The sequence below is a fragment of the Teichococcus coralli genome (genome assembly GCF_009829925.1).
Classification (GTDB): domain Bacteria; phylum Pseudomonadota; class Alphaproteobacteria; order Acetobacterales; family Acetobacteraceae; genus Pseudoroseomonas; species Pseudoroseomonas coralli.
On sequence record NZ_SNVJ01000015.1, the window covers coordinates 37,773 to 51,663 of the forward strand.

General features: G+C 70.9%; 15 protein-coding genes. 5 read left to right on the forward strand and 10 right to left on the reverse strand.

All coding sequences use genetic code 11. The annotated features are described in order from the left end of the window. Positions 1-83 precede the first annotated feature (83 nt). Positions 84-1,400 (forward strand): chloride channel protein, encoded by a 1,317-nt coding sequence (locus E0493_RS15980; protein WP_160938242.1) that lies wholly within the window; start codon positions 84-86, stop codon positions 1,398-1,400. Between the two features lie 141 nt (positions 1,401-1,541). Here E0493_RS15980 and E0493_RS15985 read toward each other — a convergent pair whose 3' ends face one another. Both E0493_RS15985 and hemE read right to left on the reverse strand, forming a co-directional pair. Continuing rightward, entirely contained in the window at positions 1,542-2,600 is a 1,059-nt protein-coding gene (locus tag E0493_RS15985; protein WP_160938243.1) for a catalase family protein, read from the reverse strand. Positions 2,601-2,661: 61 nt separating this feature from the next. Next, positions 2,662-3,705, reverse strand: a complete 1,044-nt coding sequence (gene hemE, locus E0493_RS15990; protein ID WP_160938244.1) for a uroporphyrinogen decarboxylase — start codon at positions 3,703-3,705, stop codon at positions 2,662-2,664. 329 nt (positions 3,706-4,034) lie between these two features. On the opposite strand from hemE, the gene E0493_RS15995 reads away from it, so the two are divergent. Both E0493_RS15995 and E0493_RS16000 read left to right on the forward strand, forming a co-directional pair. Then, positions 4,035-4,904 (forward strand): pyruvate, water dikinase regulatory protein, encoded by an 870-nt coding sequence (locus tag E0493_RS15995; protein ID WP_160938245.1) that lies wholly within the window; start codon positions 4,035-4,037, stop codon positions 4,902-4,904. Then, the gene (locus E0493_RS16000) at positions 4,901-5,497 is read left to right on the forward strand and encodes a Maf family protein (protein WP_160938246.1); all 597 of its coding nucleotides are present in this window, start codon (positions 4,901-4,903) and stop codon (positions 5,495-5,497) included. The genes E0493_RS15995 and E0493_RS16000 overlap by 4 nt, the downstream gene beginning before the upstream one ends. 150 nt (positions 5,498-5,647) lie before the next feature. On the opposite strand, the gene E0493_RS16005 is transcribed toward E0493_RS16000, so the two are convergent. The 3 genes from E0493_RS16005 to E0493_RS16015 form a co-directional block, all read right to left on the reverse strand. After that, positions 5,648-6,079, reverse strand: coding sequence for a DUF2147 domain-containing protein (locus E0493_RS16005; protein ID WP_160938247.1), 432 nt, complete (start codon positions 6,077-6,079; stop codon positions 5,648-5,650). A 91-nt stretch (positions 6,080-6,170) separates the two neighbouring features. Further along, complete coding sequence (locus E0493_RS16010; RefSeq protein ID WP_160938248.1) at positions 6,171-6,347, reverse strand: hypothetical protein; 177 nt, start codon at positions 6,345-6,347, stop codon at positions 6,171-6,173. After that, positions 6,344-6,604 (reverse strand): hypothetical protein, encoded by a 261-nt coding sequence (locus tag E0493_RS16015; protein WP_160938249.1) that lies wholly within the window; start codon positions 6,602-6,604, stop codon positions 6,344-6,346. Before E0493_RS16015 ends, E0493_RS16010 begins: the two co-directional genes overlap by 4 nt. Positions 6,605-6,823: 219 nt before the next feature. Here E0493_RS16015 and hrcA point away from each other — a divergent pair, with 219 nt between their 5' ends. Next, entirely contained in the window at positions 6,824-7,858 is a 1,035-nt protein-coding gene (gene hrcA, locus E0493_RS16020; protein ID WP_160938308.1) for a heat-inducible transcriptional repressor HrcA, read from the forward strand. Between the two features lie 99 nt (positions 7,859-7,957). On the opposite strand, the gene E0493_RS16025 is transcribed toward hrcA, so the two are convergent. The 4 genes from E0493_RS16025 to E0493_RS16040 form a co-directional block, all read right to left on the reverse strand. Beyond that, positions 7,958-8,617 carry a protein phosphatase CheZ gene (locus E0493_RS16025; RefSeq protein WP_160938250.1) on the reverse strand — a complete coding sequence of 220 codons (660 nt, stop codon included), beginning with the start codon at positions 8,615-8,617 and terminating at the stop codon, positions 7,958-7,960. Between the two features lie 82 nt (positions 8,618-8,699). Continuing rightward, positions 8,700-9,761 (reverse strand): DUF808 domain-containing protein, encoded by a 1,062-nt coding sequence (locus E0493_RS16030; protein WP_160938251.1) that lies wholly within the window; start codon positions 9,759-9,761, stop codon positions 8,700-8,702. A gap of 130 nt (positions 9,762-9,891) precedes the next feature. Further along, positions 9,892-11,094, reverse strand: a complete 1,203-nt coding sequence (locus E0493_RS16035; protein ID WP_160938252.1) for an MFS transporter — start codon at positions 11,092-11,094, stop codon at positions 9,892-9,894. Beyond that, positions 11,091-11,645, reverse strand: coding sequence for a GNAT family N-acetyltransferase (locus E0493_RS16040; protein ID WP_160938253.1), 555 nt, complete (start codon positions 11,643-11,645; stop codon positions 11,091-11,093). The genes E0493_RS16035 and E0493_RS16040 overlap by 4 nt, the downstream gene beginning before the upstream one ends. 108 nt (positions 11,646-11,753) lie before the next feature. Between E0493_RS16040 and E0493_RS16045 the strand changes: the two genes are divergently transcribed. After that, positions 11,754-12,653: a LysR family transcriptional regulator gene (locus E0493_RS16045; RefSeq protein WP_160938254.1), complete on the forward strand. Its 900-nt coding sequence runs from the start codon at positions 11,754-11,756 to the stop codon at positions 12,651-12,653. A 64-nt stretch (positions 12,654-12,717) separates the two neighbouring features. On the opposite strand, the gene E0493_RS16050 is transcribed toward E0493_RS16045, so the two are convergent. Beyond that, complete coding sequence (locus E0493_RS16050) at positions 12,718-13,839, reverse strand: AGE family epimerase/isomerase (protein ID WP_160938255.1); 1,122 nt, start codon at positions 13,837-13,839, stop codon at positions 12,718-12,720. Between the last annotated feature and the right edge of the window lie 52 nt (positions 13,840-13,891).

A 13,891-nucleotide genomic window follows, 5' to 3' on the forward strand; every position in this document is an offset into this window, starting at 1 on the left:
GCCGGCATGAGGGTGTAGCGAGGACGCAGCAGGACCTGGTGCCCGCTTCGTTCATTCCACAACCTGAAAGGCTTGCCACTGCCATGCGGGCAGACCGCTTCCCCTCACTGGATCGCCGCAGGCTCCGTCGCCTGCCGCTGCTTTCTCCCCGCCAGTGGCGGCGACGGCTCCTGTTCTGGCTCAGCGCCGTGCTGGTCGGCCTCACCGCCGTCGGCTTCGCCGCGCTTGCCGACGAGGCGCAGCAGATCTTCCACCGCGTCATCGCGGTCGAGCCGCTGCTGATCTTCGTGATCGCCCCGGCAGGGCTGGCGCTTTCCCTGCTGCTCACGCGGTGGTTCTTCCCCGGTGCCCAGGGCAGCGGCATCCCGCAGGTCATCGCCGCCCTGCACGAAACCGACGCGAAGCGCATCGGCGCGCTGCTGACGCTGCGCATCGGCATCGGCAAGATCCTGCTGACGCTGCTCGGCCTGCTCAGCGGCGCCTCCATCGGCCGCGAGGGGCCGACGGCGCAGGTGGGCGCCGCCATCATGTACAGCCTCGGCCGCTGGCAGCGCCTGCCGCGGACGGAGATGGTGCATATCCTCGTCCTTTCCGGCGGCGCGGCGGGCGTGGCGGCGGCCTTCAACACGCCGCTCGCCGGGCTGGTCTTCGCCATCGAGGAGCTGAGCCACGGCACCCGCATCCGCACCGGCAGCCCGACCCTGACGGCCGTGGTGCTGGCTGGCCTGATGGCCATCGCGGTGGTCGGCAACTACGTCTATTTCGGCGTCAGCCACGCCCAGCTGGAGATCGGGCCGGCCTGGATCGCGGTGCTGGTCTGCGGCGTGGCGGGAGGTTTCGCCGGCGGCCTGTTCAGCTCCGCCCTGCTGGAGGCGCAGCGCTACCTGCCACGCGCCATCCGCCGGCTTGCGGTGCGGCGGCCGGCTGTCTTCGCCGCGCTCTGCGGGCTCATGATCGCCGTCATCGGCTGGCTTTCGGGCGGCACCAGCTACGGCACCGGCTACGAGCAGGCGAAGCTGCTGGTGGAGGGCCACGGCGCCGAACTGCCGGCCGACTTCGCGATCTGGAAGCTGCTGGCCACCGTCGTTTCCTATCTCAGCGGCATCCCGGGCGGCATTTTCGCGCCCTCGCTGGCGGTGGGAGCCGGCATCGGCCAGTGGATGAGCGCGCTGCTGCCCGGGGCACCCGCCGGAGCGGTCGTGCTGCTCGGCATGGTCGGCTACTTCTCCGGCGTGGTGCAGGCGCCCATCACCGCCGCCGTCATCGTGCTGGAAATGACCAGCAACCCGCGCCTCGCCATGCCGCTGATGGGCACCGCCCTGCTGGCCTTCATGGTTTCGCGCCTGGTCTGCCGCCGGCCGCTCTACGCCAGCATGGCGAAGCGCTTCATCTCGCATTGAAGGAAAAAAAGCCCGGGGGAAAAGAATTCCCCTGGAGCCCCCATCTTTTCTCTTCGAGTTTTCAGCGCTTGCGGGAAGCGCGGCCCCAACCGACAAGAAGAAGACGGGGCCCGGGGGAATTCCTTTTTCCCGGGCTTTTTTCTACCCGTGCACCGGGCAGCCGTTATGGCTGGCGCGGAACCGCACCGAATCCTCGTAGGTCGACCGGCGCGCCCGCATGATGCCGCCGAGCGGCCGGTGCGCCTCGATGCCGTGCCACGGGCTGAAGGACAGCCCGTCGTCGATCTCGCGGGCACGCTCCTCGTCCCAACCGCTCTGCGGCGGCAGGCTGATGCGCGCCACGGCCACGTAGGGGCTCTCCTCCTCCGGCCAGGGCACCGAGCTATCCTCGATCGGCATGGTCTCGGGGTTGGTCAGCAGCTGCGCGCGCAGCTCCCACTCGCCGCCCTGCTCGCGGAAAAAGGCGTTGACCGCCTCGCGCAGCGCATCCGGATGCCCGCCGGCCTTGATCTCCGTGCCGGCGAGCGCCGTCAGGGCGGGGGAGACCGGGGCAACGGAGAGCTTCGCCACGTAGTCGCCGTAGCGCAGCGGAGCCTGCGTCCAGAAGGTCTCGCCAAGGATGTGGGTGTTCGGCTGCCCGCCCAGGTTCTTCAGCAGGGCGCTCTCGCCGCCAAAGGTCTCCACCACCTTTTCCGCGCCGCGCAGCGTGGCCGAGATGACCTTCTTCAGTCCTTGCGGCTTGTCGGTGGTGGCCGCCAGCAGCTTCAGGTTCTTGGCGAAGGCCTTGGGGTCGGGCGCTGCGAAGGCGGGCGCGTTGGCCATCACGAAGTCCTGCGAGTTCTCCGTGTCGGAGCCGGGCAGGCGGGGTCCCTCCACCTCCAGCACCTTCACCGCCAGCCCACGCGGGGTGGAAACGCTGTCGTCCAGCACGTCGCCGGGATTGGTCGAGAAGCGCAGCACGACCTTGTAGGTGGCTGGGCGCGCGAACATGCCCTGGGCGAGGGTGGGCGGCAGGTGGTCGAGCACCCGCAGCTCGCCCTTCAGCAAGGCATGGCCCTTGGCGTGCACGCTGCGCACGGCATGGCCATAGTCTTCAAAGGTGGTCTCGCTGATATGCCGCAGCGCCTGGGTCAGCTCGGCAATGGTTTCGGCCTCGTCGGGCTGCGGCGATTCCAGGCTGGGAGCGTAGCGGACGGGCATGGCGGTCGTTCTCCAGGGTGCTTCCCGCAGAACGCCTCCTGCCCGCCGCCCGTTGCCTGCCTCAGCCGATGCGGATGATCCGCGCCAGCGCCGCCACATGCTCCGGCGGGGTCGGCGGCACGATGCCGTGGCCGAGGTTGAACACGAAGGGGCGCCCTCGCATCGCGGCCAGGATGGCGCGTGCCTCCGCTTCCAGGGAGGGGCCGCCGGCCACCACCGCCTGCGGGTCCAGGTTGCCCTGCAGGGCGATCTGCGGCGGCACGCTGGCCGCTGCCCAGCGGGGGTCCATGGCGGTGTCCATGGCCACCGTGCCCACGCCCACGCGCTGCGCATACTCGACGATCATCGGTCCGGCGAGGCGCGGAAAGCCGATCAGCGGGATCTCGGGATGCACCTTGCGGATGGCGCGGACGATGGCGTTGCTCGGCTCGATGCACCAACGGCGGAACTGGGCGGGCGGCAGCAGGCCGGCCCAGCTGTCGAACAGCATCAGCGCCTCGGCACCTGCTTCCGCCTGGGCCAGCAGGTATTCCACCGTGGCCTCCACCAGCAGCCGGATCAGCTTGCCGAACAGGGCGGGGTCGGCATAGGCGAGGCGCCGTGTCTCGGCGAACTCCTTGCCGCCCTTTCCGTCCACCATGTAGCAGGCCACGGTGAAAGGGCTGCCCGCGAAGCCGATCAGGGCGGTTCGCGGCGCTTCCTGAGCCAGCCCGGCCCGTACCCGCGCAACCGTCTCCAGAATGGGCGCCACCTTCGCCCGCACAGCCTCGGGCTGCAGCGCGGCGAGGCCGGCGGCATCCCTTACCGGGTCCAGCAGCGGTCCTTCCCCCTCGGCATAGCGCAGCCCCTGCCCCAGCGCCCAGGGCACCATCAGGATGTCGCTGAACAGGATGGCGCCGTCCATGCCGTAGCGGCGTATCGGCTGCAGGGTGACCTCGGCCGCCAGCTCGGGCGTCGTGCACAGGCTGATGAAGTCACCCGCCTGGGCGCGCAGCAGGCGGTATTCCGGCAGGTAGCGCCCGGCCTGGCGCATCAGCCAGAAGGGCGGTGGCCAGAGGGCTTCCCCGGAGAGAGCACGCAGCAAGGGCTTCGACGCGTTTTCCATGGCGCCCCTTTCTATGAAAAAGAGTCTTTAAGAAAGGTAGGGGGTCCAGTAGGGCCTGTGGATAAGGGGGACGCAAATGCATCCACCGCTTTCCACAAAGTTTTCCACAAGTGCGAATCGGCAAAAAACCCAGCTCAAAGGCCGGTTTCCGGCTTTTTCCCCGGACTTGCACCGCGCGCTGTGCCCAGCCATGCCCAACCCCCTGAAAATGCGGATTCAATCCCCGATTCCCCCACCCCACCCTTGGCGGGCCCATTGTTTTCCACAATCTCCACAGCATTCCCCGCTATTCTCCACGCCCAGAAACACCGCCTGACGCCCCGGAGCCGATGTCCCACCGCCCCTTCAACCTGCATCTCGTCTCCGACAGCACCGGTGAGACGCTGAATTCCATCATGCGCGCCACCCTGGCCCGCTTCCCCGACCCGCAGGTGGTGCACCACCGCTGGTCGCTGGTCCGCTCGCACCTCCAGCTCGAGCAGGTGCTGGAGGGCATCAAGGCCGAGCCGGGCCCAGTGATGTTCACCCTGGTGGACCGCTCGCTGCGCCATGCGCTGGAGGAGGTGTGCCAGCAGATCGGCGTGCCCTGCCTTTCCGTGCTCGACCCGGTGATGGATCTCCTGCAGGCCCAGCTCGGCCAGCAGGCCCGCGAGAAGCGCGCCGCGCAATATGTTCTGGACGCCGACTATTTCCGCCGCATCGACGCCATGCACTACGTGCTGGCACATGACGACGGCCAGGGCGTGGCCGGCATCGAGGAGGCTGATTGCGTGCTGGTGGGCGTCTCCCGCTCCAGCAAGACGCCCACCTGCTTCTACCTGGCGAACCGCGGCATCAAGGCGGCCAATGTGCCGATCGTGCCCACCTCGCCCCTGCCGAGGGAGCTTGAGGACTCCCCCTGTCCCGTGATCGGCCTGACCATCGACACCAGCGCGCTGATCGACATCCGCCGGCACCGGCTGAAGATCATCGGCACCGGAGGCATGCGGCAGGACACCAACGACTACGTGGACTTCGAGGCGGTCCGGGCCGAGATCCAGGCGGCGCGGCGGCTCTGCACCAGCCATGGCTGGCCGGTGATCGACGTCACCCGCCGCTCCATCGAGGAAACGGCGGCCACGGTGCTGCAGCTGATGGAGGCCTGGCACGCCCGGCGCAACCAGATGGCTACGGCGCGCGCGGTTCCACCGGGCGCATGACGCGGCTGATCCTCGCATCCTCCTCCGCCACCCGCGCGGCGCTGCTGCGCGCCGCCGGGCTCGACTTCGAGGCGCGCCCCGCCGCCGTGGACGAGGCCGCGCTGAAGGCCGCCGCGCAGGCCGAGTCGATGCCGCCCGCCGATGCCGCCATCCTGCTGGCCGAGGCGAAGGCCGAGCGCATCGCCCGCCGCGAGCCGGAGGCGCTGGTGATCGGCGCCGACCAGCTCCTGGTGTGCGAGGAGCGCTGGTTCGACAAGCCGGAGGACGTCACGGCCGCGCGCGAGCAGCTCCGCGCCCTGCGCGGGCGGACGCATACGCTGTTCACCGCCATGGTGGCCTGGCGGCACGGGCGGCGCGTCTGGCAGCACGTGGCGCGGCCGCGGCTGACGATGCGGGATTTCTCCGACGCCTTTCTGGAACGCTACCTGGCGGCGGAAGGGGAGGCGGTGACGTATTCGGTCGGGGCCTACCGGCTCGAAGGCCTGGGCATCCAGCTGTTTCGCGAGGTGGAGGGCGAGCACAGCGGCATTTTGGGCCTGCCGCTGCTGCCGTTGCTCGGCTTCCTGCGCCAGCATGGGGCGTTGGAGGGCTGAAAGAGGAACGGGGCGCCGGCTCCTCCTCCTGAGATGGCGGTGCTTCCGGCGGAAAGGCGAATGGCGTGGCCTGCGGTGACAGCGTCACCCCGGCGGGGCTCCCGGGGCGGCGCTTCTGGCTCCGGACGCTGTTTCCGGGAGGGCCTGCCCTCATCCTGGACCGGTCGGCCGCGGCAACCGGCAACCCGGAAGAATGCGGCCTGCAAAGGGCGTCCAGGTCTGCGTACGGCCGAGCAGCGGAATGCCGAGATAGCCGCGCAGGCGCAGGTTGCCATCCGTGCCGAGCCACATCTCGGCCCGCCAGACGGCGCCGTCGCGCGGGTCCATGATGGTGCCCCGCCAGACTTCCCCGTCAGGCTGCATGGTCAGGATCTGCAGGCCGCATTGCGGCCGGCCGTAGGCGTCCCGCGGAACCGGTTCGCCGGGGCTGCCGAGCGCCATGCCGGTGATCCAGCCGCAAAGGGAGCGTCCGCAGGAACCGATCTCGATCACCCCTTCCCCATCCGGGATCAGCCATTGTCCGATCGGGGAGGCGGCATCCTGCGCCGCAACCGGGCCAGCCGCGGCCAGCACGATCAGCATCGCCGCGGCGCGCTTTCGCCAGGCCGCGGCCTGGCATTTCCGGGGGCGGGCCACCTGCCCTGGCGGCGGGGCAGGCAGCAGGCGAATCGCCTCATTCCTTCAGCAGCAACAGCCCGCCCCACGAAAGGCCGAGCATCGCCACCACCACCACACCCGCCGCCATGCCGGGATAGCGGACGGCACGGTCCAGCATGAGACCGGCGAGCGTGGCGCCGAGGGCGAAGAGCAGCAGCACCAGCAGGAACCCGACCAGCACGGCGTTGCTCATGCCCGGCGCGATTCGGCGCGGCGCTGCTGGCGGATCTGCTTCCGCTCCTCGGGGGAGAGCGCGGCATAGCGCGCACGAGCCGCCCCCAGCCAGGCGGCGCGCTCGCTGGGCCGCGCATCGTCACGCCGGCCCCGGTGCTCGGCATCGTCTTGCACGGCCGGGGGCTGGTGCTCGGCATCGCTCGGCAGGGGCGGAATCGCCGCCAGCCAGCCCATCAGCGCCAGTGGCCAGAGGCGGGATCCAGGCATATCCGTCATGAGGCCCTCCGCGCTTGTTTGCGCCTTGCGGCACACCATTACCAAGGGATGCAACGCGTTCATGGCCAGGATGTGACCGCACGTGACAAGATTGCACCGATCCCGCCGGAAAATGCCTCAAGTCTGAGGGCAGGCACGCCGCGGCGGCGGCCGACCAAAGGAGTTTCCAACTTGGCCCGAGGCCCTTCTCCCCTGTTCACTGGACGGCGCGGCGGCGCCATGGCCCTGCCCGGGCTGAACAGCCGGGGCGCGGCCATTCTCCGCCAGGTGGTGGAGCTGTACGTCGAGACGGGGGAGCCGGTGGGCTCGCGCACCCTCTCGCGGCGGCTGCCCCAAGCGCTGTCTCCCGCAACGATCCGCAACGCGATGGCCGACCTGGAGGAAGCCGGCCTGCTCTACGCGCCGCACACCTCGGCCGGGCGCCTGCCGACGGAGCAGGGGCTGCGGCTCTTCGTGGACGGGCTGCTGGAGTTCGGCGACCTGACGGAGCAGGAGCGCGAGGCCATCACCGTGCGCTGCGCCGCCGCCGGGCGCAGCGTGGAGGAGACCCTTTCCGAAGCCGGGCAGATGCTTTCGGGCCTGGCCGGCGCCGCCGGGCTGGTGGTGGCGCCGAAGACCGAGGCGGCGATCCGCCACATCGAGTTCGTCTCGCTGTCGTCCGGCCGGGCGCTGGTGGTGCTGGTGAACGCGCATGGGCAGGTGGAGAACCGCGTCATCGACGTGCCGCCCGGCCTGCCGGCGAGCGCCTTCACCCAGGCCTCGAACTTCCTCAACGCGCGGCTTTCCGGCCGCACGCTGGAGGAGGCGCGCAGCACGGTGGCCGAGGAGATCGCCGCCAACCGCAGCGTGCTCGACGAGCTGACGCAGCAGATGATCGAGTCGGGGCTGGCCACCTGGGCGGGCGGCGGCGGCGGCTCGCTGATCCTGCGTGGGCAGGCGAAGCTGCTGGAGAACGTGGACCAGCTCGCGCGCGTGCAGGAGATCCAGGGGCTGTTCGAGCGGCTGGAGGCGCAGGAGACCATGTTGCGCCTGCTGGAGCTGGCGCAGCGGGGAGAAGGGGTACAGATCTTCATCGGCGCCGAGTCGGGGCTGTTCAACAGCGCCGGGCTCTCGATGGTGGTTTCACCCTTCCGCGACGGAAAGGAGCAGATCGTCGGCGCGATTGGCGTCATCGGGCCGACGCGCATCAACTATGGCCGCATCATTCCCGTGGTGGACTACACCGCCCGGGTGATCGGACAGCTGCTGGGCTGAGCCTTCCGGAGGGGCCGGAAGGAGTTCCGCCCCTCCTGCGCGTATGCGGCCGCCCGGGTTGCCGCCGGCAGCATCGCCCGCCTCCGGATCATCCGGGCATCAGCCGTTGAGCAGTGCGTCGATATCGGCCTGCGACAGCTCGGCCGGAGCCGGTGCGTCGGAGAGCAGGGCATCAATGGCGCCTTGGGAAAGGTCCGGCGTCCTCTGCGCCTCGGCGTCCACGGTCCGCATCTGGGTGGCGATCTGCACCTGGGGGATGTCCGAGGCGACCCCCGGCACGATCTGCTCCAGCATCGTCTCCACCTGCTGCAGGTGCTGGATGGCACGCCGGATCCGCTGGCCGGTGATGTCCTGGAAGCTGCAGGCCTCGAAGATCGAGTTCACCCGCGCGGACAGCGCCTCGATCGAGGCCTGGTCCTTCCGCCCGCTGGTGATCCAGGCCTGGATGGCCTCGGTGGCCTCCATGATGGTGTTGGCAGCGGTTTCTGTCGCCTGGACCACGGCCTCCAGCTCCAGGCCGCTGTTGCGGGTGCTGGCCACGGGAATGGCGACAAGCTGGGCGATCTGCTCGTGCACCAGGCTCAGCTTCTTGGAAAGTTTCTCCTCCGCCATGTCGGCCATCTCGGAGGTGGCGGCCACTTCGGCGCTCAGCTCGGCGATGCGTCGGTCCACGAAGCCGCGCATTTCCTTGAACATCGGTTCCAGTTCCGCGCGCATGGCGGCGCGCAGGTCCTCATGGATCACGGCCTGGGCATTCATCGGGGGAAACTCCGGCGCGGCGAACAGAAGGCTTGCTTCTAACCCGTTCAGATGAATGGCTGGTTGCCGCCGGTGGCCTGCCTCAGTGCGATGTGCCCGGCACCGCCCTGCCTCCGCGCAGCCGTGCCAGCAGCGGCACCGCCAGCCATTGCACCAGGGGGATCAGCAAGGCGCCGAGCAGCAGGCCAAGCACGCCCGAAGCCGCTGCCGTGGTGATCCACGCGGCTGCCCCCGCAACGGCCGGCATGGCCTGGCCTGCCGCCTCCGCCGCCGCATGCACCGCATGGCCCGGGGCGGACAGGCCGAACCCTTCCAGGCCATGGAGAATGATGCCGCCGCCCACCCAGAGCATCGCCGCCGTGCCGACGATGCCGAGCAGCCACAGGAAGAAGGGCATGCCACGAACCAGACCCCGGCCGACCGCCTGCGTCAGCGACCGCAGCAGCCGGTCGGCGCCGCCTGCCTCGGTGCCCGCCGGCGGCTGGCGCAAGCCCAGCAGGCTGGAGGCCGGGCGTGGGTTGCCGGCAAGCGCCAGGCCGACATCATCCGCCTTCACGATCAGCGCCACGCCGCCATAGACCAGGGCGGTCAGGCCCAGCCCGACAATGGCGAGGATCGCCGCCTGCAGCGGCACCGAGGCTTCCGCGACGGTGGAGAGGGTGAGGGCCATGATCTCGGCCGAAAGAATGAAATCGGTCTTGATGGCGCTGCGGACCTTCTGCTCCTCCAGGCTGCGCGCCGCGCTTCCCCCCTTCGCGACCGCCGCCTCATGCGCCTCCGCCTGGTGCGGACGCAGGGCATGGAAAACCTTTTCGGCGCCTTCGTAGCAGAGAAAGGCGCCTCCCAGCATCAGCAGCGGCGTGACCGCCCAGGGCGCCAGCAGGCTCAGCAGAAGCGCCATCGGCAGCAGGTAGATCAGCTTGTTCTTCACCGAGCCGACGGCGATCCTGCCGACGATCGGCAATTCGCGGTCGGCAGCGAAGCCGACCACGTAGCGCGGCGTGACGGCGGCATCGTCGATCACGACGCCGGCTGCCTTCACGCCGGCGCGGGTGGCCTGGGTGGCCGCATCGTCCAGGGATGCGGCGGCGACCTTGGCCAGACCTGCCACATCGTCCAGCAGCGCGATCAGACCTGTGCTCACGAATTCTCCCGCCGTTCTGCTTCCATCGAGTCGCCTAACACGCAAGCTCTGAAATCGCTGCGCCCGCCGGTCCATGCTTGAACGGCCAGGGGCGGGAAGAAGGCCGGCGGGGCCGGCTTTCCCGGCCTTTTCAGCTTCGCGGGGGCACGGCGGCGGCGAGCGCCAGGGCTGCGAGCAGGGACAGCACGGCGAGCAGCGCGACGGGCATCGCATAGCCGCCGCTCCAGGCCCAGAGCCAGCCGGCGGCGACCGGCCCTGCCGCCCGGGCCAGGGCGCCCGGCGCGGCAAGGGCGCTGCTGATGGCGCCGTAGTGGCCGGTGCCGAAGAGCTGTGCCGGCAGGGCGCCGCGCACAATGGTCATGATGCCGTTGGCCAGCCCGTACACCGCGATCGCGCAGGCCATGGCGGCGACGCCGTTGCCCCAGGCCAGCAGCACCGAGGCGGGCGCCAGGGCCAGCAGCGAAACCAGCCCGACCGTGCGCAGCGGCCAGTGCTTGCCGCCGCCGAACTCGATCACCCGCCCGGCCACCTGGGCGACGCCGAGCAGGCCGGCCAGCAGCGGCGCTGCGCCGCCAAGGCCGCGCTCGCCCACCAGCGGCACCAGATGCACGCCGATCACCGCGCTGACGAAGCCGATGGCGCCGTTGACGAAGGCAAGCCCCCAGAAGCGCGCCTGCCGGCATACGGTGCCGAGACTCAGGTCGCCGGCCGCCATCCCCGGCCTGGGCGGCGGCGCGCGGCCGGGCAGGGCGGCGGCATGGGGCAGGGCGCAGGCAAGGTTCGCCAGCGCCAGCACGGTGCAGGCCGTGCGCCAGCCGAGATCGGCCACCAGCCAGGCGGCCAGCGGCCAGAAGATGGTGCTGGCCAGGCCACCGGCGAAGGTGACAAGCGCGATGCCCGGCCGCATGGCGGCGCGGCCGAAGGCGGCGGCGACGGCGGTGAAGGCGGCCTCGTAAAGCGTCGCCGCCATCACCGCGCCGATGCCGGCCCAGACGGCGTAGAGTTGCCAGAGGCTTTCCACCCGCCCCGCCAGCCAGAGGCCGAGGCCCGCCAGCACCGATCCGGCCGTCATGACGGTGCGCGGCCCCAGCCGGTCCAGCATCGGGCCGACGCCCAGGGCCACGCCCGCCTGCACCAGCAGCCCGGCGGAGAAGGCTCCCACCACCATGCCGCGCGGCCAGCCCGTTTCGGCGGCGATGGCCGGCATCAGAATGGAAAAGGCGTAGAACATCGAGCCCCAATGGACGACCTGCGTGATCGCCAGCACGGCGGCCACGCGCCAGGCGCCCTCCGGCACGCGCGTGGCCTGTGGCGCGGCGGTGGCGGCGCTCATGGCCGAGCGTCCGGAGGCGTGGCCTCGCCCGGGCCAAGGGCCCGCTGCAGCAGCACGCTGTCCAGCCATCGCCCGTGCTTCCAGCCGACGGCGCGCAGCACGCCGACCTCGCGGAAGCCCATCGCCAGATGCAGGCGGATCGAGGCGGCATTGGCGCTGTCGCCCACCACGGCCACCATCTGCCGCAGGCCACGTGCCTCGCAGGCCTCGATCAGCGCGGTCAGGAGGCGTCGGCCGAAGCCCCGCCCGGCCTGGTCGGCGCGAACATAGATCGAGTTCTCCACGGTGTCCCGGTAGGCCGGGCGGGGCCGGTAGGAGCCGGCATAGGCATAGCCCAGCACCGCGCCGCCCCGCTCCAGCACCAGGTAGGGCATGTCCTGCGCCAGCAGGGCCGCTTGGCGGCGGCGCATCTCCGCCTCGTCCGGCGGCTCGATCTCGAAGGAGGCGCGGCCATGCCGCACATGATGGGCGTAGATCGCGGTGATCGCCGGGATGTCCTCCGCCGTGGCGGAGCGGATGCGGGCGGCGGGGGCGTCTTCGGCGAGCGACATGCGGCAGCAGGGTCCGGGCCTGGAAGGAGTGGCCTCCATGCTGCACCTGCGTTGCGCGCCGCGCCCAGAAAACTCTTCTGATGCCGCGCATTCGGATAAGTTGCGCTTATGCCGCTCCCGACCCTTCGCCAGCTCCGCACCTTTCTCGCCGTGGTGGACGAGGGCAGCGTTTCCCTGGCGGCGCGGGCGCTCGGCCTGACGCAGCCGGCGGCGAGCCAGCAGCTGCGGGAACTGGAACGCAACCTGGGCGTCCGGCTGCTCGACCGCGCCGCCGGGCGCTCGCTGCCCACCGCAGCCGGGACCGCCTTCGCCGCCCCCGCGCGGCGGGCCGTTGCCGCGGCCGAGGAGGCGGCAGGGGCCGCGCGGGCGCATCGCGAGGGCCATGCGGGGCGGGTGCGGATCGGCACCGGGGCGACCGCCTGCATCCATCTTCTGCCGCCTCTGCTGGCCGCCCTGAAGCGGCGGCTGCCGGGGCTGGAGGTGGTGGTGGTGACCGGCAACTCGGACGACATGGTGCGCCGCCTGGAGGAGGGCGCGCTGGACTGCGCGCTGGTGACGCTGCCGCTGGCCCGCAACCGGGCGCTGCAGGTCACGCCCCTGCTGGACGATCCTCTCGTGGCGCTGCTGCCGGAGGGAATGGCCGGGCAGGGGGACAAGGTGCGTCCCGCCGAACTGGCCGCCCTGCCGCTCATCCTCTACGAGGCCGGCGGCCGCACGCGCGGGCTGATCGACGCCTGGTTCGAGAAGGCTGGCGCGTCGCCGCAGCCGGCCATGGAACTGGGCAGCGTGGAAGCCATCAAGGGGCTGGTGAGCAACGGCCTGGGCGCCTCGGTGCTGCCGCTGCTCGCAGCGGGGCGGGCGGTGCCGGGGGCCGTGGTGCGGCCGCTGGAGCCGATGCTGCGGCGCAGGCTCGGGCTCGTGCTGCGGCGTGAGAAGGTACTGGACCGGGGGCTGCGCGCGCTGGTCGAGGTGCTCGAAGAACTGAAGGGAAAACGGCCGGGGGAATGAATTCCCCGGAACCCCCTTATTTTTTCTTTGGGCTTTTTGGGATGCGGGGTTCGGGGTGACGGTGTCACCCCGGCGGAGGTCCTGGGAAATCGACGGGCGGCGGCGTCCCCTGGCGGGCAAAGGCAATGGCGCTGCTGAGATGGTAGAGGCTGCTGGCCGGCGCGGGCTCCCCGCTGAGCGTGCCGTCCGGCAGGCGGCGCTCGTGCCAGAGACCGTCCGGCCGCAGGTAGCTGGCCAGCACGGCCGCGGCCTCCGGTGCATCCCAGGGCGCGGCCGCGCGGCGCAGCATGGCGGATTTCAGCCGCTCCGCCTGCGGCCAGAGGCGGGCGCCGCCGGGAAGGGGCGTGCCGTCGCTGCCGACCTGGTCGCGCAACGCGCGCGTCCCCGGGTCCACGCCATGGGCATCCACGAAGGCCTGCAGCGCGGCGGCCTCCCGCGGTGCCGCAGGGCCGCCGGCAAGTCGGGCGTGCCAGTCCAGCAGCCAGATCCATTCGCAATGGTGGCCGGGCTCGACCGGATGCGGCTTGGCCAGGGCAGTCAGATTGTCACTGTAGAACTCGGCCAGGGTGCCGCTGGCGGGTTGAAAGAAGCGCTGGCGGAACAGCGCGACCAGCCGCGTGGCTCCGGCCAGAAAGCTCTCCTCCCCGAAGGCCTCGGCCGCCGCGAGGCGTGCTTCCAGCAGGTGCATGTGCGGGTTCTGCCGGCGGGGCAGGACAGGCGGCAGGCTTTCCAGATAGCCACCTTCCGCATGGGTCAGACGGTGCTCGACGAAGGCGTCCAGCGCCAGCGCCTCCTGCCGCAGCGCCGCGGCGGGCAGCACGGCGGCGGCCGAGGCGAGCGCGAGCAGGACGAAGGCGTGGTCGTAAAGGTCGCGCCGGTCATCCAGCACCCGCCCGTCCAGGGCGAAGCGCCAGGCATAGCCGCCATCCGGATGGGCGGCGCGGCGACGCAGGAAGGCAATGCCCAGCTCCACCGCCTCGGCGGCGCGGGGCAGGCCGTGCCGGTGCGCGAGGCTGAAGCTGAACACCTGCCGGGTGACCACACGCAGCCGCCGGAAGGTGGCGGGACAGCGCAGGCTGGCGAGGTCGAGGCACTCATGGAAGGCGCCGGCCTGCCAGTCCACCCCATGCGCCAGCCAGAGCGGCCAAGCGCGCTGCGTCAGCCAGGACCAGAGTTCGTTCTGCACAACTCGGGCGTTACGACGCCGCTCCGGCACAGACAAGCCATCCCGGAGGGAA

Excerpts from the sequence above, each read along its gene's own strand:
- E0493_RS15980 (WP_160938242.1), top strand. The coding sequence starts at position 84 with ATGCGGGCAGACCGCTTCCCCTCACTGGATCGCCGCAGGCTCCGTCGC.
- E0493_RS15985 (WP_160938243.1), bottom strand. The coding sequence starts at position 2,600 with ATGCCCGTCCGCTACGCTCCCAGCCTGGAATCGCCGCAGCCCGACGAG.
- hemE (WP_160938244.1), bottom strand. The coding sequence starts at position 3,705 with ATGGAAAACGCGTCGAAGCCCTTGCTGCGTGCTCTCTCCGGGGAAGCC.
- E0493_RS15995 (WP_160938245.1), top strand. The coding sequence starts at position 4,035 with ATGTCCCACCGCCCCTTCAACCTGCATCTCGTCTCCGACAGCACCGGT.
- E0493_RS16000 (WP_160938246.1), top strand. The coding sequence starts at position 4,901 with ATGACGCGGCTGATCCTCGCATCCTCCTCCGCCACCCGCGCGGCGCTG.
- E0493_RS16005 (WP_160938247.1), bottom strand. The coding sequence starts at position 6,079 with ATGCTGATCGTGCTGGCCGCGGCTGGCCCGGTTGCGGCGCAGGATGCC.
- E0493_RS16010 (WP_160938248.1), bottom strand. The coding sequence starts at position 6,347 with ATGAGCAACGCCGTGCTGGTCGGGTTCCTGCTGGTGCTGCTGCTCTTC.
- E0493_RS16015 (WP_160938249.1), bottom strand. The coding sequence starts at position 6,604 with ATGACGGATATGCCTGGATCCCGCCTCTGGCCACTGGCGCTGATGGGC.
- hrcA (WP_160938308.1), top strand. The coding sequence starts at position 6,824 with ATGGCCCTGCCCGGGCTGAACAGCCGGGGCGCGGCCATTCTCCGCCAG.
- E0493_RS16025 (WP_160938250.1), bottom strand. The coding sequence starts at position 8,617 with ATGAATGCCCAGGCCGTGATCCATGAGGACCTGCGCGCCGCCATGCGC.
- E0493_RS16035 (WP_160938252.1), bottom strand. The coding sequence starts at position 11,094 with ATGAGCGCCGCCACCGCCGCGCCACAGGCCACGCGCGTGCCGGAGGGC.
- E0493_RS16040 (WP_160938253.1), bottom strand. The coding sequence starts at position 11,645 with ATGTCGCTCGCCGAAGACGCCCCCGCCGCCCGCATCCGCTCCGCCACG.
- E0493_RS16045 (WP_160938254.1), top strand. The coding sequence starts at position 11,754 with ATGCCGCTCCCGACCCTTCGCCAGCTCCGCACCTTTCTCGCCGTGGTG.